This window comes from Caballeronia hypogeia, assembly GCF_001544875.2.
GTDB classification, from domain to species: domain Bacteria; phylum Pseudomonadota; class Gammaproteobacteria; order Burkholderiales; family Burkholderiaceae; genus Caballeronia; species Caballeronia hypogeia.
On sequence record NZ_FCOA02000042.1, the window covers coordinates 18300 to 39854 of the forward strand.

The 21555-nt window shown below is 62.5% G+C and carries 21 protein-coding genes; 7 read left to right on the forward strand and 14 right to left on the reverse strand.

Annotated features, from left to right (window positions below):
- Positions 1–14 precede the first annotated feature (14 nt).
- The gene (locus tag AWB79_RS34420) at positions 15–1544 is read left to right on the forward strand and encodes a sugar ABC transporter ATP-binding protein (RefSeq protein ID WP_061171928.1); all 1530 of its coding nucleotides are present in this window, start codon (positions 15–17) and stop codon (positions 1542–1544) included.
- Positions 1541–2602, forward strand: a complete 1062-nt coding sequence (locus AWB79_RS34425) for an ABC transporter permease (RefSeq protein ID WP_061171929.1) — start codon at positions 1541–1543, stop codon at positions 2600–2602. The genes AWB79_RS34420 and AWB79_RS34425 overlap by 4 nt, the downstream gene beginning before the upstream one ends.
- Positions 2603–2696: 94 nt before the next feature.
- On the opposite strand, the gene AWB79_RS34430 is transcribed toward AWB79_RS34425, so the two are convergent.
- The 4 genes from AWB79_RS34430 to AWB79_RS34445 form a co-directional block, all read right to left on the reverse strand.
- The gene (locus AWB79_RS34430) at positions 2697–3419 is read right to left on the reverse strand and encodes a DeoR/GlpR family DNA-binding transcription regulator (RefSeq protein WP_061171930.1); all 723 of its coding nucleotides are present in this window, start codon (positions 3417–3419) and stop codon (positions 2697–2699) included.
- 180 nt (positions 3420–3599) lie between these two features.
- Positions 3600–5033 carry a purine-cytosine permease family protein gene (locus AWB79_RS34435; RefSeq protein WP_061171962.1) on the reverse strand — a complete coding sequence of 478 codons (1434 nt, stop codon included), beginning with the start codon at positions 5031–5033 and terminating at the stop codon, positions 3600–3602.
- Positions 5034–5077: 44 nt separating this feature from the next.
- Positions 5078–6217 carry an acyl-CoA dehydrogenase family protein gene (locus AWB79_RS34440; protein WP_082862557.1) on the reverse strand — a complete coding sequence of 380 codons (1140 nt, stop codon included), beginning with the start codon at positions 6215–6217 and terminating at the stop codon, positions 5078–5080.
- Entirely contained in the window at positions 6210–7445 is a 1236-nt protein-coding gene (locus tag AWB79_RS34445; protein ID WP_061171931.1) for a CaiB/BaiF CoA transferase family protein, read from the reverse strand. Before AWB79_RS34445 ends, AWB79_RS34440 begins: the two co-directional genes overlap by 8 nt.
- A gap of 106 nt (positions 7446–7551) precedes the next feature.
- Here AWB79_RS34445 and AWB79_RS34450 point away from each other — a divergent pair, with 106 nt between their 5' ends.
- Complete coding sequence (locus AWB79_RS34450) at positions 7552–8469, forward strand: LysR family transcriptional regulator (protein WP_061171932.1); 918 nt, start codon at positions 7552–7554, stop codon at positions 8467–8469.
- A 49-nt stretch (positions 8470–8518) separates the two neighbouring features.
- Here the strand turns inward: AWB79_RS34450 and AWB79_RS34455 are convergent, their stop codons facing one another.
- Both AWB79_RS34455 and AWB79_RS34460 read right to left on the reverse strand, forming a co-directional pair.
- Positions 8519–9202, reverse strand: a complete 684-nt coding sequence (locus AWB79_RS34455) for a GntR family transcriptional regulator (RefSeq protein WP_061171933.1) — start codon at positions 9200–9202, stop codon at positions 8519–8521.
- Between the two features lie 230 nt (positions 9203–9432).
- On the reverse strand, positions 9433–10377 hold the full coding sequence (locus AWB79_RS34460; RefSeq protein WP_061171934.1) for a dihydrodipicolinate synthase family protein: 945 nt from the start codon (positions 10375–10377) through the stop codon (positions 9433–9435).
- A gap of 354 nt (positions 10378–10731) precedes the next feature.
- Here AWB79_RS34460 and AWB79_RS34465 point away from each other — a divergent pair, with 354 nt between their 5' ends.
- From AWB79_RS34465 to AWB79_RS34480, 4 genes are all read left to right on the forward strand, one after another.
- Entirely contained in the window at positions 10732–11451 is a 720-nt protein-coding gene (locus AWB79_RS34465; RefSeq protein WP_061171935.1) for a FadR/GntR family transcriptional regulator, read from the forward strand.
- Positions 11452–11550: 99 nt separating this feature from the next.
- Complete coding sequence (locus AWB79_RS34470; RefSeq protein ID WP_061171936.1) at positions 11551–12318, forward strand: SDR family oxidoreductase; 768 nt, start codon at positions 11551–11553, stop codon at positions 12316–12318.
- A 47-nt stretch (positions 12319–12365) separates the two neighbouring features.
- Positions 12366–13676, forward strand: a complete 1311-nt coding sequence (locus AWB79_RS34475; protein WP_061171937.1) for an MFS transporter — start codon at positions 12366–12368, stop codon at positions 13674–13676.
- A gap of 4 nt (positions 13677–13680) precedes the next feature.
- Positions 13681–14928 carry an enolase C-terminal domain-like protein gene (locus AWB79_RS34480; protein WP_061171938.1) on the forward strand — a complete coding sequence of 416 codons (1248 nt, stop codon included), beginning with the start codon at positions 13681–13683 and terminating at the stop codon, positions 14926–14928.
- A 168-nt stretch (positions 14929–15096) separates the two neighbouring features.
- Here the strand turns inward: AWB79_RS34480 and AWB79_RS34485 are convergent, their stop codons facing one another.
- The 8 genes from AWB79_RS34485 to AWB79_RS34520 all read right to left on the reverse strand — a co-directional run bounded on the left by AWB79_RS34485 (position 15097) and on the right by AWB79_RS34520 (position 21408).
- On the reverse strand, positions 15097–15690 hold the full coding sequence (locus AWB79_RS34485) for a LysR family transcriptional regulator substrate-binding protein (RefSeq protein ID WP_157695913.1): 594 nt from the start codon (positions 15688–15690) through the stop codon (positions 15097–15099).
- Between the two features lie 233 nt (positions 15691–15923).
- On the reverse strand, positions 15924–17060 hold the full coding sequence (argE, locus tag AWB79_RS34490) for an acetylornithine deacetylase (RefSeq protein WP_061171940.1): 1137 nt from the start codon (positions 17058–17060) through the stop codon (positions 15924–15926).
- On the reverse strand, positions 17057–17470 hold the full coding sequence (locus AWB79_RS34495) for a RidA family protein (protein ID WP_061171941.1): 414 nt from the start codon (positions 17468–17470) through the stop codon (positions 17057–17059). Before AWB79_RS34495 ends, argE begins: the two co-directional genes overlap by 4 nt.
- 18 nt (positions 17471–17488) lie before the next feature.
- Positions 17489–18229 carry an amino acid ABC transporter ATP-binding protein gene (locus AWB79_RS34500; RefSeq protein ID WP_374728584.1) on the reverse strand — a complete coding sequence of 247 codons (741 nt, stop codon included), beginning with the start codon at positions 18227–18229 and terminating at the stop codon, positions 17489–17491.
- Positions 18226–19185: an agmatinase gene (locus AWB79_RS34505; RefSeq protein ID WP_061171942.1), complete on the reverse strand. Its 960-nt coding sequence runs from the start codon at positions 19183–19185 to the stop codon at positions 18226–18228. Before AWB79_RS34505 ends, AWB79_RS34500 begins: the two co-directional genes overlap by 4 nt.
- Positions 19186–19214: 29 nt before the next feature.
- Positions 19215–19877: an amino acid ABC transporter permease gene (locus AWB79_RS34510; protein WP_061171943.1), complete on the reverse strand. Its 663-nt coding sequence runs from the start codon at positions 19875–19877 to the stop codon at positions 19215–19217.
- Positions 19867–20547, reverse strand: a complete 681-nt coding sequence (locus AWB79_RS34515) for an amino acid ABC transporter permease (protein WP_061171944.1) — start codon at positions 20545–20547, stop codon at positions 19867–19869. Before AWB79_RS34515 ends, AWB79_RS34510 begins: the two co-directional genes overlap by 11 nt.
- Before the next feature lie 9 nt (positions 20548–20556).
- The gene (locus tag AWB79_RS34520; protein WP_061171945.1) at positions 20557–21408 is read right to left on the reverse strand and encodes a transporter substrate-binding domain-containing protein; all 852 of its coding nucleotides are present in this window, start codon (positions 21406–21408) and stop codon (positions 20557–20559) included.
- Positions 21409–21555 lie beyond the last annotated feature (147 nt).

Consider the following 21555-nt stretch of genomic DNA (forward strand, 5'->3'; position numbering starts at 1 on the left):
TGCTTCGATACGACATGACCACCACGACACCGCTTCTCGAAGTCGTCAACATCCACAAACGCTTCACCGGCGTGTATGCGCTGCGTGGCGTGAGTCTCGCGTTCGAGCGGGGACAGATCTATCACCTGCTCGGCGAGAACGGCTGCGGCAAGAGCACGCTCATCAAGATCATTTCCGGCGCGCAGCCGCCCGATGAAGGCGAGCTCGTCATCGAAGGCCTGCGTCACAGCAGGCTCTCGCCGCTCGAGTCGCTTTCGGCGGGCATCGAGACGGTTTATCAGGACCTCTCGCTGCTTCCGAACATGAGCGTTGCGGAGAACGTCGCGCTGACGTCCGAGCTCGCGGAGCACGCGGGCAAGCTCGCGCGCACCTTTAATCGCCGTGCGCTTGCACAAACTGCCGCCCGCGCGCTCGAAGCGGTCGGCTTGCCGGGCGACGCGGACTTCCAGAAGACGCTCATCGAACAGCTGCCGCTCGCGACGCGGCAACTCGTCGCCATTGCGCGCGCGATCGCGAGCGAGGCGAAGTTCGTCATCATGGACGAGCCGACGACTTCGCTCACTCAGAAGGAAGTCGATAACCTGATCGCCGTACTCGCGCGTCTGCGCGCGGATGGCGTCGCCGTGCTGTTCGTCAGCCACAAGCTCGACGAATGCTACGCGATCGGCGGCGAAGTGATCGTGCTGCGCGACGGCCAGAAGATGACGCAAGGGCCGATCGAAAACTACACCAAGGCGCAGATCAGCGAGCTCATGACGGGCAAGCATCTTTCGACGGAGCGCTATCGCGCGGAAGGCGAAGCGGGTGCATCGCAAGTAGTGCTCGACGTGCAGGGTCTCGGCCGCAAAGGCCAGTTCACCGATGTGTCGTTCAAGCTGCACAAGGGCGAGATTCTCGGCGTGACCGGGCTGCTCGATTCGGGCCGCAACGAACTCGCGCGCGCATTGGCGGGCGTCGCGCCCGCGGACATCGGCACGGTGACGCTCGACGGCATGCGCGTGCGGCTGCAATCGCCCGCCGATGCCAAGGCGCAGCGCATCGGCTATGTGCCGGAAGATCGCCTGAACGAAGGGCTGTTCCTCGACAAGCCGATCCGCGACAACGTCGTCACCGCGATGATCGCGAGCCTGCGCGACCGCTTCGGCCAGATCGACCGCAAGCGTGCGCAAGCGCTCGCTGAACGCACGGTGAAGGACCTGCAGATCGCCACACCCGATGTCGACAAGCCCGTGCAATCGCTTTCGGGCGGCAACCAGCAACGCGTGCTGATCGGCCGCTGGCTCGCGATCGATCCGCGCGTGCTGATTCTGCACGGCCCGACGGTCGGCGTCGATGTGGGATCGAAGGACATCATTTACCGCATCATGCAGCGGCTCTCGAAGGAGGGCATCGGTATCATCCTGATCAGCGACGACCTGCCCGAGCTGCTGCAGAACTGTGACCGCATTCTGATGATGAAGAAAGGCCGCATTGCGAGCGAATATCGCGCGGACCGGCTGAACGAAGCCGATCTTTATCACGCGCTACTTTCAGAGGCAGCATGAGCATGAGCGAATCCATCCGCCGCACGGGAAGCGAGACGGTGCCGCAGCCGGTGGCCGAAGTCGCGCCGCGTGTGCGCAAAGGCAATCTGTACGCACAGTTGATGCGCAATCCGGAGTGGTTCACGGTCGGGCTGATCGTGGTGACGTGTCTCGTCGTGGGCAGCCTCAACCCGCGCTTCTTCCAGCTCGCCACGCTGTTCGACATGCTGCATTCCGCGACGACGGTCTCGCTCTTCGCGCTCGGCACGCTGGTCGTGCTGGCGTCGGGCGGCATCGACGTATCGTTTACGGCGATCGCGGCGCTTACGATGTATTCGATCACCAAGGCCGTGTTCGCGTGGTGGCCGGAGTGCCCGTTCGTGCTGATCCTGCTGGCCGGTGCGCTCGGCGGCGTGGTGCTCGGCGTGATTAACGGCCTGCTCGTGCATCGGCTGAAAGCGCCGTCGCTGATCGTGACCATTGGCACGCAGTATCTGTATCGCGGTTTGTTGCTGACGTTTGTCGGCACGCAGTTCTTCATGAACATTCCGCACAGCATGGATACGTTCGGGCGTCTGCCGCTGTTCTTCTATCACACGCCCGATGGTCTGCGCGCCGTGCTGCCGGTGTCGGTGATCGCGCTCGTGATCGCGGCGATGGTCACCTGGTGGCTGCTCAATCGCACGATGATGGGACGCGGCGTCTACGCGATGGGCGGCTCGCTCGCGATCGCCGAACGGCTCGGCTACAACCTGCGCGCGATCCATCTTTTCGTGTTCGGCTATACCGGTTTGCTGGCGGGCGTCGCGGGCATTCTGCACGTTTCGACGAACCGGCTCGCGAATCCGTTCGATCTCGTCGGCACGGAGCTCGATGTGATCGCCGCCGTGATTCTCGGCGGCGCGCGCATCACCGGCGGTACGGGAACGGTCGCAGGCACGCTGCTCGGCGTCGTGCTCGTCACGCTCATCAATAACGTGCTGATTCTCGTCGGCGTGCCGAGCACCTGGCAGAAGGTCATCATTGGCGCGTTCATTCTTTTTGCGGGAACGCTGTTCGCGCTCGGACGCAGACAGTAAGCACACTAGGCACGGTCAGCGCCTTTTCGAAAACCGGAACGAAAACGGCCCATTCAAAAACTGAATGGGCCGTTCGCCTTTTTATCGGAACGATTCACGCGCGCTTTTTAAGCGTCTGGCCTTCTTCGGTGATGACCGAATCGAATTCGGAGAGCTGCGAGAAGCGCACGGCCTTGACCTTGCCGAACTTGCTTGCATCGACGACGAGATGACGTTCCACCGCGCTTGCCATTGCCGCCTGCTTGATGGCGACTTCGTGAAAATTCCAGCAGGTCACGCCGCGCGCCTCGTCCACACCGCCCGCCGACATGAAAGCCTTGTTGATCCCCATGCGCCGCAAGATCTCGACGCTCTCATCGCTTGCGAACGACTCGGAAGACGGCACGTATACCCCGCCGAGCAGAATCATTCGCACATTGGGCTTGCGCCGCAAAATCTCCGCGACATTGAGCGAATAACATACGACCGTCAGATGCATCTCGACGGGAATCTGGCGCGCGAGCGTCGTCAACGTCGTGCCGCAGTCAATGAAGATGGTTTCGTTATCCACGAGCAGTTGCGCCGCATGATTCGACGCGACCGCCTTCGCCTGCGCGAAGTGATCTTTTTCCTCTTCGATGGTGTATCCGGCGTTCGGCACATCGGCGGCGCTGACGATGTAGCCGCCGAGATAAGTGAACTGTCCGGGATGTGCGGCGATATCGCGGCGCACCGTCATTTCCGACACGCCGAGCAATGCGGCCGCATCGCGCAGGCGCATCACGTTCTGTTTTTCGAGCGCGTTCGAAAGGGCGCGCAAGCGGTCGTTCTTGGCCATCGGTGCGGCGCGATGATGCGCGCTATTGCGGGCGGCGTATCGCGCAGGGAGTGTTAGATTCTGGTCGTCGGATGAGAAGATTATAACAATGCGCGTCGCGCTTTTTGAGGCGCAACGCGCGTGTCGGGGGTAAATCCCGAGGCCGGAAATCAGGCATGCATCGCATGCATGAGAAGTGCTTCAATCCGCGTCGGTCATCGGACCGGGAACGATGAGCCGCTCCGGCGCATGCGAGCCCGCGAAGCGCGACACGGCGTAATAGAGCACGCCCGGCACGACGATCCCGACGATCCACGACACATCCACGCCGCCGAGCGCATCGACCCATGGACCAGTGTAGAAGCCCGTCGCGACGAACGGCATTTGCACGAGCACGCCGATCGCATAAACCGTGATGCCGGCAAGGTTCCATCGGCCGTAGCGGCCATCGACATCGAAGAGGGCGGGCACGTCGTAGCGTTCGCGCGTGACCCAGTAATAGTCGACGAGATTGATCGCGCTCCACGGCGTGAAGAACACGAGCAGGAACAGCAGAAACGAAGAAAAGGCCTTCAGGAAAGAGTGCTGCCCGAGCAGCGCGAGTCCGCTCGATGCCGCGACGCTCAGCAGCACGAACACGAACCGCGTGCGCGCCGAGATCTCGCGCTGCCCGCCGAAGCCTGTGACGATCGCAGCGACCGACATCACGCTGCCGTATGCGTTGAGCGTCGTGATCGTCAGCTTGCCGAGCGCGATCGTGAAATAGAGCACGGCGGCAATCGCGCCGGTCGCGCCGAGTCCGACGATGAACGCGACCTCGTGCCCGGAAAAGCGCTCGCCGGCGAGCGCGGCGGCCAACACGCCGAAGGTCATCGAAACTTGCGCGCCGATCACCGTGCCGCTGAACACGGCGAGGAAGGTCCGGAGCGCGGACGTGGACTTCGGCAGATAGCGCGAATAGTCCGCGACATAAGGCCCATAAGCGATCTGCCACGACGCCGACAACGAGACCGCCAGCAGGAACGACGCGACGGTGAAGTGGCGGTTCGCGAGCAGGCTGTCGAGCGCATGACCATGAAGCAGGCTCGCGAACAGATACAGAAATGCGAGCGTGCCGACGATGCTCGACACGCGACCCATCGTGTGAATGATGCGATAGCCGAGGCCGGTAAGCAGCACGACCAGCGCGGAGAAGATCAGAATCGACGTGGTGTTGTCCGTGTGCAGCAACTCGCCGACGGCCTGCCCCGCGAGCACCGTCCCGCCCGCCGAGAAGCCGATGTACATCACGCACACGAGCACGAGCGGAACGATCGCGCCATACACGCCGAACTGCACGCGGCTGGAGATCATCTGCGGCAGGCCGAGTTGCGGTCCCTGCGCGCCGTGCAACGCCATGACCGCGCCGCCGATCACCTGACCGATGAGCAGCCCGATCAGCGACCAGAAAACGTCGCCGCCGAGCACGACCGCGAGCGCGCCGACGACGACCGCCGTGACCTGCAGATTCGCGCCGAACCACAGCGTGAACTGGCTGAACAGATTGCCGTGGCGTTCGGCATCCGGAATGAAGTCGATCGACCTGCGCTCGATCAGCGAAGCGTTGTCATCGACAGTCGTGGTTTTGCGTTCCATGCTCGTCTCCTGAGCGGTGAGGAACTTCATGAGGGAATGCGGCGTTACGCGAACAGCGAACGCGCGATGACCGTGCGCTGAATCTCCGACGATCCTTCGTAGATGCGCAGGATGCGTGCATCGCGCACCAGACGCTCGATGCGCATCTCGCGCGTGAAACCGTAGCCGCCGTGTATCTGCAATGCGGCGTCCGTGACGAAGGCCACCATTTCCGACGCGTAGAGCTTGGCCATCGACGCGAGTTCGGTGAACGGCTCGCCTGCCGCGCGTCGCGCGGCGGCCTGAAGCGTGAGAAGCCACGCGGCTTCGAGGCGCGTCTTCATGTCGGCGAAGGTCCATTGCAGGCCTTGCTTGTGCGCGAGCGGCTCGTCGCCGACGTGACGCTGCTTCGCCCATTCGACCGCGTCGCCGAAGGCCGCTTCCGCGATGCCGAGACTCGTCGCCGCGACGTCGAGGCGGCTGTTGTCGAGCACTTTCATTGCGGTGCGAAAGCCGCTGCCTTCGTCGCCGAGACGGTTGGCGGCGGGCACGACGCAGTCCAGCGCGACCTCGTGCGCGGGCGCGCCGTGAATGCCCATCAGCTTCTCCGGCGGCGCTACGGTCACGCCCGGCGTATCGCGATCGACGACGAAGGCGCTGATGCCGCGCGTGCCCTTGTCGGCCGAAGTCTTCGCATAGACGACGATGAACTGCGCCGCGCCCGCGTTCGATATGAAATGCTTGACGCCGCGAATGTGATAGCTGTCGCCGTCGCGCAAGGCTTGCGTCGTCATGCCTGCGGGATTGGAGCCGGCCTGCGGTTCCGTCAACGCGAATGCGCCGAGCTTCGCGCCCGTCGCGGCATCGGGGAGATAGCGCTCGCGCAGCGCATCGCAGCCGCCGATGAGAATTGAGTCGGTCGCCAGATAATGCGCGCCGATCATCGACGATGTGGCCGCGCACGCCTTCGCGATTTCGGATAGCGCAAGCACGATCGCCGCCGGCGATGCGCCGATGCCGTTCCATCGCTCGGGCAGGTTCATGCCCATCACGCCGAGTTCGGCGAGCGCTTGCACATAACGCGTCGTCGGGATTTCCTCGCGATCGACTTGCGCTGCATGCGGCGCGAGTTCGGCCTGCGCGAATCGGCCGATCGCGTCCGCGATTTCGAGGTCGGCGTCGTTGACGCCCAGTCGCTTAAGCAAGATCGTTCTCCTGAAGTTTTCCCGTATCGTTCGTTCGAACGATGCCGTTTGCCGCGAATGCGGCGATTGTATTCGAGTCGAGGCCGAGCACATCGGCGAGGACCGACGACGTGTGTTCTCCGAGGCGCGGCGCGCGCGTCGTGCATGTCTTCGGGTAAGCGGAAAATTTGAGCGGCTGCGCGGGCAGGCGCGAAGTCGATCCATCGGCCGCGTCGGTCTCGACGAGCAGACCGCGCGTGCGTGCGTGCTCGCTGTCGAGCGCCTGCCGGATGGTCTGGATCGGCGCGACGGGAATGCCCGCGTCACCGAGCGCCTTATTGACTTCATCGACCGGGCGCGTCGCTGCCCATCGTTCGATGCAAGCACGCAGCGCGGCTTCGTGCGTGCAGCGCGATGTATCGTTCGCGAAGCGTGGATCGTCGGCGAGTTCGGGATGACCGATCGCATCCGCGAGCCGGCTGAACAGCTTGTTGTTGAGCACCGCGACGACGAAGTGACCATCCGAGGCACGATAGGCGCCGAACGGCGCGGATGTCGGATGACGATTGCCGACACGCGACTGCGCGACACCCGTGGCCGCATAACGCGCGACGAGCGCGGCGGTCAGGCTCAGCGTGGCGTCGAACATCGACACGTCGACGTGCGTTCCTTCGCCCGTGCGATCGCGCGCCACGAGTGCGGCCAGCACGCCCCACGACGCGAAGATTCCGCTGATGGCATCCGATACCGAATCGCCGACGAGCGTCGGTTCGCCATCGGGCGCGCCGGTCGCGTCCATCAGCCCGCAAAGCGCTTGCAGGATGATGTCGTACGCGGGCCGATGCGACTCGGGACCGCTCTGCCCGAAGCCGGAAACGCTCGCGTAGATGAGCGCCGGATTGCGCGCCGACAACGCCTCGTACCCGATGCCCAATCGCTGCGCGACACCGGGGCGAAAGTTCTCGACGACGACATCCGCCTGCGCGCACAGCGATTGCGCGAGCATCTGTCCATCAGCGGTTTTCAGGTCGATCACGACACTGCGCTTGTTGCGGTTCATCGCGCTGAAGAGGCCGCTTTCGCCATGTGCGAAAGGGCCGATCGCGCGATAGTCGTCGCCGCCCGGCGGTTCGATCTTGATGACGTCGGCGCCGAGATCGCCGAGCAGCGCCGAGCACAGCGGCCCCGCCAGCACCCGGGAAAAATCGATCACGCGTATGCCGTCTAACGGCAGCCTGGACACAGTCACGGCATCGTCTCCTGAAGTCCGGCCAGATCGGCCGATGTCATGATTCTGGTCGTGCAGGGCGATTAGATAAAATATCGGAATAAATTAACGCTTATAGGATTTTCGTATGGCTTTGTCGCTTAGGCTGCTGCGCTATTTCGTCGCCGCCGCCGAACTCGGGAGCACGACCGCGGCGGCGAACCAGCTCAACGTGTCGCAGCCATCGATATCGGTTGCAATCCGCGAGCTCGAAACGCTGTTCGACGATCCGTTGTTCACGCGCGGCGCCGGCACGCGCATGACGCTCACGCATTTCGGCGAGCGCAAGCTCGCGGAGGCACGGCAACTGCTGGCGTCGGCATCGGCGTTTGCCACCGGCGATGTCGGCGACGAAGAGGGCGGCGAGGTACAGATCGGCGTGTTTCGCACCATCGCGCCCGTTTATCTGCCGCGTGCGCTTGAGTTGGCGCGCGAGCGTCATCCGAGCTTGTCGGTGCGTTTTGTCGAAGGGGATTTGTCGCAACTGGAGACGTGGTTGCGGAAACGGCAGATCGACTTCGCGCTGATGTACGACGTGGGTTTGCCCGACGACATCGAGCGGGAATGTCTCGCCGAATTGCGGCCTTACGGGCTCGTGCCGGCAGACTCACGGCTCGCGAAACGCAAGCGGGCCGTGTCGCTGCGCGATCTCGCGGCGGAGCCGTTCATCCTGATCGACTTGCCGCAGAGTCGCGATTTTCTGATGACGCCGTTCTGGCAATGCGGGCTGTCGCCGAACGTTCGATATCGCGCCACGTCGATCGAACTGGTCCGCGCGATGGTCGCGAGCGGACTCGGCGTGTCGCTGCTGATTACGCAGAGCCCGGCGGCGACACAATCGCCGCTGGTGGTCGAGTGTCCGATTCAGGAATCGACGGTGATTCAGCCGCTGGTGATCGCGACGCCAGTTCGGGCCGCGCGCACGCGCGCATTGGAATGGATGTCGGCATGCGTTCGCGATGCGATCAGCGAGTCGGTGCGCGGGCGGGCGCGGCGGCAAGGGTGAGCCTGATTTCGTCGGAATTCCTTGCGCTGCATCGCGATAAAACGCTCATTCACAGACGCCTGCGCGACAGAATGAATTCCTCGAGTTCCTTGCACGCGTGCTCGATATGCCGTTTCAACAGCGACGCGGCGCCTCGCACATCGCCGATGCTGCACAGACGCACGAGCTCGCCATGCTCTTCTTCCGCGCGCTGACAGCTCTGCGCGCTCAACGACAACTGCAAGCGCGTATAACGATCGGTCTGCTGCAATAGACTCGTGACGATCGCCATCGTGCGTGGCTGGTCGGCGCGCGACATCAGCACGTCGTGGAGTCTCGTGTTCAACTCGCCCCAACGGTTCGGATGTTGGGCGTGCAGTTCCTGTTTGTATTCGCCGAGAATGGCATCGAGTTCGGCGAAGTCCGCCTGCGTGAGCTTAGGCGCCGACTTCTTCAGCAGCAGCGGTTCGAGCAATCCGCGCAACATGAACAACTCGCTGATCTCGTCGATGGACAACTCCGATACCACTGCGCCCTTGTGAGGGACGATCCGCACCAGCCCTTCGCCTTCGAGCTGCACCAGCGCCTCGCGCACGGGAATGCGGCTGATGCCGAACTCGGCCGCGAGCGCGTCCTGACGAAGCTGAAAGCCCTCGGGCAAGTCACCTGACATGATCTTGCGGCGAAGCTCATCGGCCGCCCGCTCCGCGACTGTGGCTGCTGAGAAGCGGGTGGCTGATGCGGTGGAATTCATTGCGAAAAGCCTTATCTGATTCGACGACGAAGAAGCCCGACGGCGCTTCTAATTTTGTATAAATTATATCACTGAGAGATCGCCGAAATTCAGTTTGGCGGCCGTACGAGGCCGTCTCGGGCAAGGTTTCCGGCGACGCGACTCGCGAGACTCAAGATTTTTATTGCCGATCGATCAAGGCAAAACGGCCAGCTTTCGCTGGCCGCATCGACCGATACGGAATTCAGGCCTTACGCGCTGACTTCCTTGGACCAGCCCGCGTACCAGTTGCGGAACAACGCGTATTGCGTTTCGGCGTAGCGGCGCTGGGCGTCGCTGAGCACGTCCGTCGCGTTGAAGTGCAGCGTGTATTCCTTGTCGCCGTTGAGCACCATCAGATACTTGTAGTACAGCACGAGGTCGGTGCCTTCGTCGAACGAGGAGAGCACGTTCAGCGCGGCTTCGAGTTCGCGCGCCTGGCGGCGTGCGGTCACGTCGCCCTTGGCGGCCTTGCGGCACAGATCGACCAGTTGCAGCACTTCGCGCGGCAGCGCATTGCCGATACCCGTGATTGCGCCCGTCGCGCCGCAGTTGACGAAGCCGTGGAACACCTGCGTGTCGACGCCGACCATGAGCGTGACCTGATCGTCCTGACTCGTGATGTGCTCGGCAGCGTACCGCATGTCCGCGGCACCGCCGAATTCCTTGAAGCCGATGAGGTTCGGATGCTTCGCGCGCAGTTCGAAGAACAGATCGGCGCGCGTGGCGAAGCCGTAATAGGGGCTGTTGTAGATGACCGCGGGCAGGTTCGGTGCGGCTTCGAGGATGGCGGCGAAGTGCGCCTTCTGCGCAGCCGGAGACGAGCCGCGCGACAGCACGCGCGGAATTACCATCAGGCCGCCCGCGCCGACCTCGGCCGCGTGCGCGGCGTGCGAGACCGCTTCCTTCGAGTTGACCGCGCCCGTGCCGACGATCGTCGGAATGTCGGCGGCAACGAGACGCGCCACGCCTTCCTGACGCTGCGCTTCGCTCAGCAGGGGCCAGTCACCCATCGAACCGCAATACACCACAGCGCTCATGCCGAGGCCGACGAGTTCGCGGCCCTTGGCGACGAGTGCGTCGAAATCGGGCGTGCGGTCAGCCGTGCAGGGCGTCATGAGGGCCGGAATGGTGCCCGTGAAGATGTTGTCGCTCATCGTGTGTCCTTCGAGGATTCGTTAGTGGCAGGAGGCCGCGCAACACAGGGAGACATCCCATGGCGAAATCCTACCTTACTTGAATATTTTATACAAAATGAATTTGCGAGCATTGACGCGGAAGGAGCGACAGGTTGGCTTTTCAGGCTTTAGATGCGATAGCGTTCATGGAGCGGCGCGGCCTCGGTGGTCGAACAGGGGGAGGATCAGGGAATATTTTATACAGGCCGCCGTCCCTGTGCATCCTGAATGGGCTTGTTCCTCGTGCACCGCGATCCGGGTCAACCCGGATTGTTAAAAACTGTCGATCGCCAGTACATTCCAGATCATACGTATGACCTAGAGCGACATGACATGGCGACCTTACACAGGCAGGTATTGAACAAAATGGGCGAGCAGATCTGCTCGGGCCAGTTCCAGCCGGGCGACATCCTGCCCGCCGAGGACGAGCTAGCTGAGCAGATGCAGGTGAGCCGCATCACCATTCGCGAAACGATGAAGTCGCTGTCCGCGAAGGGCATGCTTCAGGTGCGCCGTCGTCACGGCACCATCGTGCTGCCGCGCTCGGAGTGGCAATTGTTCGATCCCGACGTGATTACGTGGCGCGCGCGCGCCGGGGCGGTCGATGCCGATCTGGTCGCCGACCTGATGGAGTTGCGCACGATCATCGAGCCGAACGCCGCCAAGCTCGCCGCAAAGCGCGCAACGCCCGAGGATCGCGTAGCCGTGCGGCGCGCGTTCGAAGCGATGGAGCGCGCGGTGGCGGGCCGCGGAGAATACGTGCCCGCGGATCTCGCCTTCCACGGCGCGATCCTGACCGCGTGCCACAACCAGTTCATTCAGCAGATGCAAAACGCGCTTTCCGCGATTTTGCGCACGAGCTTCGAACTCAGTTCGGAGATCGAGGGCGGGCCGGCGCGTTCGCTGCCGATGCACGAAGCGCTGTGTATCGCGATCGAACAAGGCGACGCACAAGCGGCCGAGCAGGCCGTGCTCAGGCTGATTGAGCGCGCCGAAAAGGACTTCGACGATCGGGCGACACTGGTCCGCACTGCAAACGACAAGCCGCTGTAACGCGGTTTTCGGTACGTCATGACAAGACCGCAGCCTGTCTACCAGGCTGCGCGGGCACGTTCGCGCCCACGATTTGATGCATTCGATAAGGAAATAAGTATGACGAAGTTATTCGATTTGAGCGGCCGCACGGCGCTCGTCACCGGCTCGGCGCGGGGCATCGGCTATTCGTTAGCTGAAGGGCTCGCGGATGCGGGCGCACGCGTCATCGTCAACGGAACGAAGGCCGATACGGTTGATGCAGCGGTCATCCGCTTGCGCGAGCGAGGCTTCGACGCGCGCGGCCGTGCATTCGATGTCACCGACGAGCAATCCGTTGCCGCTGCATTCGCGGCGTGGGACGAAGACGGCATCGACGTGGACATCGTCGTGAACAACGCGGGCATTCAGTTCCGCAAGCCGATGATCGAACTCGCGCTCGCCGACTGGCAACGCGTGATCGATACCAATCTCACGAGCGCGTTCATCGTCGCGAAGGAAGCGGCGCGGCGCATGATCGCGCGCGGACGCGGCGGCAAGATCATCAATATCGGATCGCTGACGAGCGAAGGCGCCCGCGCGACCGTTGCGCCTTATACGGCAGCAAAGGGCGGCATCAAGATGCTCACACGGGCGATGAGCGCCGAATGGGCCGTGCATGACATTCAGGCCAACGCGATCGGCCCCGGCTATATCCTCACCGACATGAACCAGGCGCTCGTCGACAACGCGAGCTTCGACGCGTGGGTAAAGAGCAGCAATCCCTCGCAACGCTGGGGCAAGCCCGAAGAACTCGTCGGCACGGCGGTGTATCTGGCGTCGGCCGCATCGAGCTATGTGAACGGGCAAATCATTTATGTCGATGGCGGCTGGCTCGCCGTCCTTTGATCACGTCGATCAAATAAATTCCGTCGATTACGATTTCCGGAGACATCATGGATCACGTCAAAACCGTGGCGCCGCAAAGATGGTGGTATCTCATGCCCATCATCTTCATCACCTACAGCCTCGCCTACCTCGACCGCGCGAACTATGGATTCGCGGCGGCAGCCGGCATCGACAAGGATCTCGGCATCACACATGCAACCTCGTCGCTGATCGGATCGCTGTTCTTCCTCGGCTATTGCCTGTTCCAGATTCCCGGTGCGATGTACGCACAGAAGAACAGCGTCAAGAAGCTGATCTTCGCGAGCCTCCTGCTGTGGGGCGCGTGCGCGGCGCTGACCGGCATGGTCAGCAATATCCCGATGCTGATGGCGCTGCGCTTCATTCTCGGCATCGTGGAGGCGGCTGTGATGCCGTCGATGCTGATGTACATCAGTCGTTGGTTCACACGCACCGAGCGTTCGCGCGCGAACACGTTCCTGATCCTCGGCAATCCCGTCACGGTGCTGTGGATGTCGGTGCTCTCCGGCTATCTCGTGAAGAGCTTCGGCTGGCGCGAGATGTTCATCTTCGAAGGCGTGCCCGCGATTGCATGGGCGATCGTGTGGTGGTTCACGGTGAAGGACAAGCCCGCCGATGCGAACTGGATGACCGACGCCGAGAAGACCGAACTCGACGCACGCCTGAAAGCGGAGCAGGCGCATATCGCGCCGGTGCGTGACTACAAGGCCGCGTTCCGGTCGTCGATCGTCCTCAAGTGCTGTGCGATCCATGCGCTGTGGAGTATCGGCGTGTACGGCTTCATCATGTGGCTGCCGTCCATTCTGAAGTCGGCTTCGACGATCGATATCGTGTCGGTTGGCTGGCTTGCGGCGGTGCCCTACCTCGCGGCCATTGTGCTGATGCTGCTCGCCTCGTGGCTCTCCGACAAGACGAACAATCGAAAACTCTTCGTCTGGCCGTTGCTGCTGATCGGAACCATTGCGTTCGTCGGCTCCTATCTCGTGGGCACCTCGAACTTCTGGCTGTCGTTCGTGTTGCTCGTGATCGCCGGCGCGACCATGTATGCGCCTTACGGGCCCTTTTTCGCACTCGTGCCGGAGCTGATTCCGAGCAACGTGCTCGGCGGCGCAATCGGGTTCATCAATGCCAGCGGCGCGCTTGGCGCGTTCCTCGGCTCGTGGGTGGTCGGCTACCTGAACGGAGCAACCGGCAGCCCCGCGGCGTCCTACGCATTCATGGCTGCGGCGCTCTTCGCGTCAGTCGTTTTGATGATGCTCGTGCCGGCGCACTCGGGCGAGCGCTCGACGCCGTCGGGAAGTTCAGGAAAAAAATCGGTCCCTTCGGCTCTCGCGAAATAAAACCATGGCAACTCTGATTACTGACGTCAAAGTCATTCTGACCGCGCCGGAAGGCATCAATCTCATCGTCGTGAAGGTCGAGACGAATCAGGACGGGCTCTACGGACTGGGTTGCGCGACGTTCGCGTATCGACACCTGGCGGTCAAATGTCTGATCGAGGAATATCTGCGGCCGCTCCTCATAGGGCGCGATGCCGAGGCGATCGAGGAACTCTGGCAATTGATGCACCAGAACGCCTATTGGCGTAACGGCCCGATCGAGAACAACGCGATCTCCGGCATCGACATGGCGTTGTGGGACATCAAGGGCAAGCAGGCGAACATGCCTCTGTATCAGCTTTTCGGCGGCAAAGTGCGCGAAGGCGTGCCGATTTATCGACATGCCGACGGACGCGACCTCGCCGAACTGTGCGATAACATCCAGCGCTATCGCGAGCAGGGCATCACGCATATCCGTTGCCAGAGCGGCGGATATGGCGGTGGCGGTTTCGGCCGCGCACCAACGGGTGCCCCGCAAGGCGCGCCCGACGGCATCTACCTCGACAGCCGCAAGTACATTCGTGACACGCTCAAGCTGTTCGACGGCATCCGCGGCAAGATCGGTTTCGATGTCGAGCTGTGTCACGACGTTCACGAGCGATTGAAGCCGGTGGAAGCGATCCGCTTCGCGCGTGAGTTGGAGCCGTTCGAGCTGTTCTTTCTCGAAGATGCGATTGCGCTCGAGGAAGGCGAGTGGCTGCGTCAGCTTCGCGAAAAGACCACGACTCCGCTTGCACAGGGCGAACTGTTCAACAACCCGTACGAGTGGCGCTTTCTGATCACCGAGCGGCTGATTGATTTCATCCGCGTGCACCTGAGTCAGATAGGCGGCATGACAGCCGGGCGCAAGTTGCAGATCTTCGCCGAGCAGTTCGGCGTGCGCACCGCCTGGCACGGTCCGGGCGATATGTCACCGCTCGCGCATGCTGCCAATATCCATATCGATCTGGCGTCGCGCAATTTTGGCGTGCAGGAGTGGTCAGGCACGGAGCCGCCGAACTTCGTCATTCAGGAGCTGAAAGGACCGCGCGCCGCGTTGCTCGACGTGTTCCCGGGACTCCCCGAGTTCCGCAACGGCTATGTTTATGCGAATGACAAGCCCGGACTCGGTGTCGATATCGACGAGAAGGAAGCGGCCAAATACCCCTGCGAACGCAACGTGACGCACTGGACGCAGACGCGTTTGATGGATGGTGCATTGCAGACGCCTTGAGCGCATTGGTACGTAAGGCGAAGGTGAAGATTGTCCGGGCTCGTCGGCGCGGCTCCCGGACAATTGTCCTCACTTCGGACGAGCTCGGCTGATGAGGCCATGCGTTCACGAGGTTGTTTCCGCTCGACGAACAGATAGAAGCAGTTGCGTCTGGAGAAACTCGGCGATTCAATCCAGTCCAGGCTTTTTGTCAGTCGCGATCGCCAGTCTGATTCTCAGTTGATCGCCAACCGGAGTAAGCTTCAGTTTGCTCGAGGCGGCGGATGTCGGGCTCAGCGAGCTTTGAAAACGAAGGGATGAGCAGAGCCCCTTCTCAACAGCTGACACAATGCTGGGCAGATTACCCGAGCGAAATGCAATTCTATGCAGGGGCGCCTGCTGGGCAGCAGGCCACAAGGTCATGTCACGTAAGACCCAATCGACGTCCAACAGTCCGAATGCCGTATAGCTGTCGGCGCGCTGCTCGCTCTGCAGAGGCTCCGCCCAAACCAGCTTCTCCTCCCAAAGCGGCAAGCCCGAATCTATGTCCATATCCTGCGTCAGTATCGCCAGGTCCAGCTCATTGTTTTCAATCTTTCGCCGAAGCTTCCGAATCAGATCGCACTCTACAGAGGGGACTACGGCAGGAAAAATGTCGTGAAGATAAGGAAGGGCCGAAGACAAAAGGGCGGGGGCATAGGCGGCTGGCACGCCGATGCGAATCTCACCGGCAATCGGCTCGCGTAAGAATTCGTTCAGCGCGACGTTCTCGAGGCGAAGCATCGCACGAGCGTGAGCGAGCATCTTTTCACCAGCCGGGGTCGCGGTCAGAAGAGCATGCGAATTCGTGGGCCGAGGAAATTGCCGATTTGCTCACCGAGGTTTGCGGGAAAGATGCGGTGCTTGGACTCGACCGCATCGACCCGCTACCTCTGCGGGCGCTCGACAAGCTTCATCGACAGCTCCTGGAAGATGCCGGAACTGTATGTGCCCAATCGACGGTGGTTTCGGCAACCTTAGACCAGACGATCGATCAAGCGCGCGAGGAATTCATCGCACGCGTCGAGTTGCGCGAGCGCGACATATTCATCCGGCTTGTGAGCGACGGCGATGTCGCCGGGACCGCACACCAGCGTCGGTACTGTTAGCCGTGAAGAAAAAAGGCCGCCTTCCGTGCCGAAAGCGACTTTTCGTTTCGAAGTCTCTGCGGGTAACAAGGCTTCGAGAAAGCGCACCGCATCGCTCGTGATCTGCTCGTCGAGTCCCGGATAGGCATTGACCTCTTCGATGTCCGGCAGCGCGGTCCCGCCGCCGTTCACGACATGCATGCGGATATCGTCGAGGATCGTCGTTGCGTGGTCATTCGCAAGCGTGCGAATTTCGAACTCGAGCGTGCATTCGTTCGGCACGATGTTGAGCGCCTTGCCGCCGTGGATCGTGCCGACGTGAATGGTCGAATAGGGCACTTCGTAGCCGTCGTCCTGCGCGCCATGCCGCGCGAGATTCGTTTGCGCCGCGCGCATTGCCGCAATCCAGTCGGTCGCGACGTGAATGGCGTTTCGATAGTTCGGTGCCAGCGCCGAGTGACCCTCTTCGCCGCAGCATATCGCGCGGTACGCCGCCTTCCCCTTGTGGCCGGTCGCGATCTGCATCATCGTCGGTTCGCCGACGATGCACAGTCCGGGCCGCACCGGCGCGTTCTCGAGCACGTCGATCAGACGGCGCACGCCGACGCAACCGATTTCCTCGTCGTACGACAACGCGAGTTGCAGCGGCTTTCGCAGCGTGCGCTTCGACGCGTCGAGCATCGCCATGACCGCGCACGCGACGAAGCCTTTCATGTCGGCGGCGCCGCGACCGTATACGCGGTTGTCGCGCAAGGTCGCCTCGAAAGGCGGCATCGTCCACGCCTGGCCTTCGACGGGCACGACATCGGTATGGCCCGAAAGCATCACGCCGGGCGCCTGCGCCGGTCCCGTGCTCGCGAACAGATTCGCGCAGGTGCCGGTATCGTTCCGGACGAGCGTGCACGCGATGCCCGCCGCGCCGAGCATGTCCGCGACGTGTTCGACGAGCGCGAGATTCGGCGTGCGCGAGATCGTCGGGAACGCGATCAGCGTTCTCAGCAATTCGGCGCTGCGGCTGAGCGTCATTCCGGCTTCACCGCGATCACGTCGATTTCGACGAGCCACTCGGGTCGCGCGAGCGCCTGCACGACGATGCCGGTCGATACGGGAAACACGCCCTTGAGCCAGCGGCCCATCACGTTGTACACGGCTTCGCGATAACGCGGATCGATGATGTACACCGTCACCTTGCAGATGTCTTCGAGCTTGCTGCCGCATTCGTCGAGCAGCATCTTGACGTTGGCCATGGCCTTTTCGGTTTGCGCGGTCACGTCGCCGATGCCGACCGATTCGCGCGTGTCGAGATCCTGGCCGATCTGGCCGCGCAGATAGATCGTGTTGCCGGCGATCACGGCCTGGCACAGATCGTTATCGAGCTTCTGTTCCGGATAGGTTTCGCGCGTGTTGAACTTGCGGATGCGGGTATGCGTGGTCATGTCGTGTCGAAAGCAGTATCAGTGATGAAGAATCTTCGAGAGGAAGCGCTTGACGGCGGGGCTGGCGGCGTCGTTGAAGAACACGTCGGTCGGACTGTCTTCGACGATCGCACCGTCTTCCATGAACACCACGCGATGCGCGACGCGCCGCGCGAAGCCCATCTCGTGCGTGACGACCATCATGGTCATGCCTTCGCGCGCGAGTTCGACCATCACGTCGAGCACCTCGTTGACCATCTCGGGATCGAGCGCGGAGGTGGGCTCGTCGAAGAGCATCGCCATCGGGTCCATCGACAACGCGCGAGCGATCGCCACGCGTTGCTGCTGGCCGCCGGAGAGTTGCCCCGGGTGCTTGTGCGCATGCGCGGACAGGCCCACGCGATCGAGCAGCTCGCGCGCTTTCGCGCGCGCCTTGTCCTCGTTGCGGCCGAGCACGATGCGCTGTGCGAGCGTGAGATTGCGCGTCAGGTCGAGATGAGGGAACAGCTCGAAATGCTGAAACACCATGCCGACGCGGCTGCGCAGCATCGGAAGATCGGTCGACTTCGCGGCGAGCGACGTGCCGTCCACCACGATATCGCCTTTCTGGAACGGCTCCAGCGCATTGACCGTCTTGATCAGCGTCGACTTGCCCGAGCCGGAAGGACCGCATACGACGACGATCTCGCCTTTCTTCACGTGCGTCGAGCATTGCTTGAGCACGTGATGCGTTCCGTACCACTTGTCGATGCCACGAATGTCGATGATCGGCGTCGTCATTTGTCGAAGTATCCGGCGCGGATCGACGCGCCAATGAGGTTGAGAATCAGGCGTCCGGCGGTCACGCACGAGATGAGGTTCGCGTCGTCCTTCTCGGGCTGAATCTCGACGATATCCATACCGACCACGCGACCCTTCTTCACCAGGCCATGAATCAGCTTGCGCGCCTGCACGAACGTGACGCCGCCGGGCGCGGGGCCTGCGACGGCCGGCATCACCGAGGGATCGAGGCCGTCGGCGTCGATCGTCAGGTAGTAGTTGCCGCCCTCCGGAATGCGCGCGAGCACCGCTTCCATGCCGATGTCATGCAGCTCGTACGCGGTAATGAGGTCCGCTCCGTATTCGCGCGCGGCGATGAGTTCCTCGGGACGGCCGCTGCCTTGCGCCCGCAAGCCGATCTGGATGATGCGATCGACATGCGCCATTTCCGACGCCCGGCGGATCGGGCTGGACAAGCCTTCGCGCACGCCGTTCACGTCGTCGCGCCAGTCGAGGTGGGCGTCGATGTGCACGAGCGTGATCGGGCCTTTTGCGTCGAGTCCGCGCAGCACCGGCGTCGTGATGCCGTGATCGCCGCCGAGCACGATCGGCATGGCGCCGCCCGCGGCGATGGCGCGCACGGCGGCTTCGGCGCGCGCGTAATGCTCGCCGGGTTTGGTCAGGTCGGGAATGACGTCGCCGCAATCGACGAAACGGATATCGGTGCGGCCCTGCAACAGCGGACCGTCGATGTCGAAGTCGTAGTGATGCGGCTTGCGCACGACGCGGTCCGTCGCCTGACGAATGGCGGACGGCGCGTTGGTCTGATCGTTGCTGAAATCCGACGGATCATAAGGCGCGCCGTACGGCATGCCGAGCACGGCGATATCGGCCTTGAGATTGTCGATGTCGAGATCCAGTTCCGAGTACAGCAAGGTCGGATGGCCGACGCGCGGCGCAACGGTGTATCGAGTCATTCGTAAAGCTCCGGTAAGAGGGATGTGCGTCAGGCGGGGCGCGCGCGGCGCCCGACGGCCGATTCCAGACGGCGTCCGACGCCGGCCAGCAACACGCTGCAAATCCAGTAGATCAACGCCGTCGTGCCGAGCACTTCGACGTAGGCGAACGTGTCCGCGGTGAGCAGGTTGCTCTGGTAGGTCATCTCCGGCAGGCTCATCACCGAGAAGATGGCCGAGTCCTTGAACATCATGATGACGAGGCTGGTCGTCGGCGGCGTGATGAAGCCGAACAACTGCGGTGCGATGACATGACGCTGCGCCTGCCAGAACGTCATGCCGAGCGAGAACGCCGCGTGCGTCTGGCCGCGCGGCACGCTGCGCAGCGCGGCGCGCAGGATTTCGCAGAAGTAGCCGCCTGCGTAGAACGCCGTGCAACCGATCGCGACCTGCATCGCCGATGCGCTCACGCCGAGTTTCGGCAAGCCGAAGAACGACAGATAGACGAGGATCAGGTACGGAATGTTGCGCACCAGTTCGACGTAACCCAGCGCGAGCGGACGCAGCAGCGTGCGCGATTGCGCCGCGTAAGCCGCGACGATTCCCGCAACGATGCCGATCGGAATGCCGATCGCGCTGACGAGGGCGGTGATGCGCAAGCCCTCGATGAGCGGCGGAATCGCTTCGCGGACGACCGAAAAATCAATGGCCATGGGGCAACATCCTCGCAACGCGCCCTTCGCAAAGTCGCGAAGCGGCCGAGATCAGAAACAGAATCACGAAGTAGACGGCGGCGGTGATCGTGAAGACCTGCAACGGCAGATCGGTTTGAAGCGTCGCGTTGCGTGCGACCGTTGCAAGCTCGGGCACCGCGATGATCGACATGAGCGATGACGCCTTCAGCAGGATCGTGAATTCGCTGGTGAGCGGCGGGATCGACCGGTAGATCATTTGCGGAAGCAGCACATGACGCCAGACCTGCGAGGCGCGCATGCCCATCGCGTAACCCGCGGCGTGCTGGCCGTGCGAGATGGTGCCGAGCGCGCCGCGCAGAATCTCGACGATGTACGCACTGGTGTTGCACGCGAGCGCCGCGATGCCTGCCGTGATTGGCGAAACGGAGATGTTCAGCAGCGCCGGCACCATGTAGTAGGCCATCAGCATATGAATGATCGCCGGCGTGCCGCGAATCAGGCTCACCCACAACACGACCAGCGAGCGCAACGGCGCCAGCGATGAAATCCGCGCGAGCAACAGCACGATGCCGAGTGCCAGTCCGATCACGAACGCGCACGCCGATGCCGCCAGCGTGAGCGCCGTGCCCGAGACGACGCCGTCGAGCAGCGGTGCGAGCACGCCGCCTTTATCGATCCAGTCGAACATGGCGACGCGTCAGATCGCGCCGGTCGGCAGATAGTCGCTGCTCGGCGTGTCCATCGGCGCCCCGAACCACTTGGTCTGCAACGCGGCGAGCTTGCCGTTCGCACGGAATTGCTGGAGCGAATCGTTGATGAACTTGCGGATTTCTAGGTCGTTCGGATTGGCCACCCAGGCCAGCAGCTTCGGCTGGCCGATCGTGCCCGCGATGCGGAACGCGTTCGGCTGGCGCTTCATCTGCACGGCGGCGATGTTGGAGGGCATCAACGCGACGTCGATCGTCTTGTTCGCGAGCGCGTTCGACACATCCGGATAGGCCTGGAACAGCTTCGTGCCTGCATAACCCTTGCCGGTCTTGTCCTTCAGTTCCTTCTCGAACTCGGTCGCCACCGGTTGTGACGACGAACCCATTTGCGTGCCGATGGTCTTGCCGCCGATATCGAGGTCGCGTTTGATCGCAGTGTCGTCGGCGCGCACCATCAGCACCGAACGGACCACGCCAACCGGCTCGCTGAACGCGAAGCGCTTCGCGCGCTCGGGCGTGATGCCCACGCTCGTCGCGACGAAGTCGAACTTGTGCGACATCAGGCCCGGCAACAGACCCTGGAAAGGCAGATTCATCTGTTCGAGCTTGACGCCGAGCTTCGCCGCCATGAGTTCGAGCACATCGTGGCCGTAGCCGACGATCTGCCCGTTCTCGACGAATTCGAACGGCTCATACGCGGCTTCCGTGCCGACCACCAGCTTGCCGCGCTTCTTGATGTCGGCGAGCGTGCCGCCTTCCGCGTGCGCGATGGTCGGCAGTGCGAGCGCCATCCCCGAGGCGAGCGTCGCTTTGACGAAGGAACGTCTGGACCAGTCTTTCATTGCTTTCTCCGCGTATGAACGTGTGGATGCCGCGATTGCGGCGTGGGCGTCGCGACTGCGCGCGTTTCACCATTCATCCGAATGTATGTCGCCATAAAGAGAGTGAAAAATGATTTTTTTATCGGTATGGTTTCGAAAAACGTAACC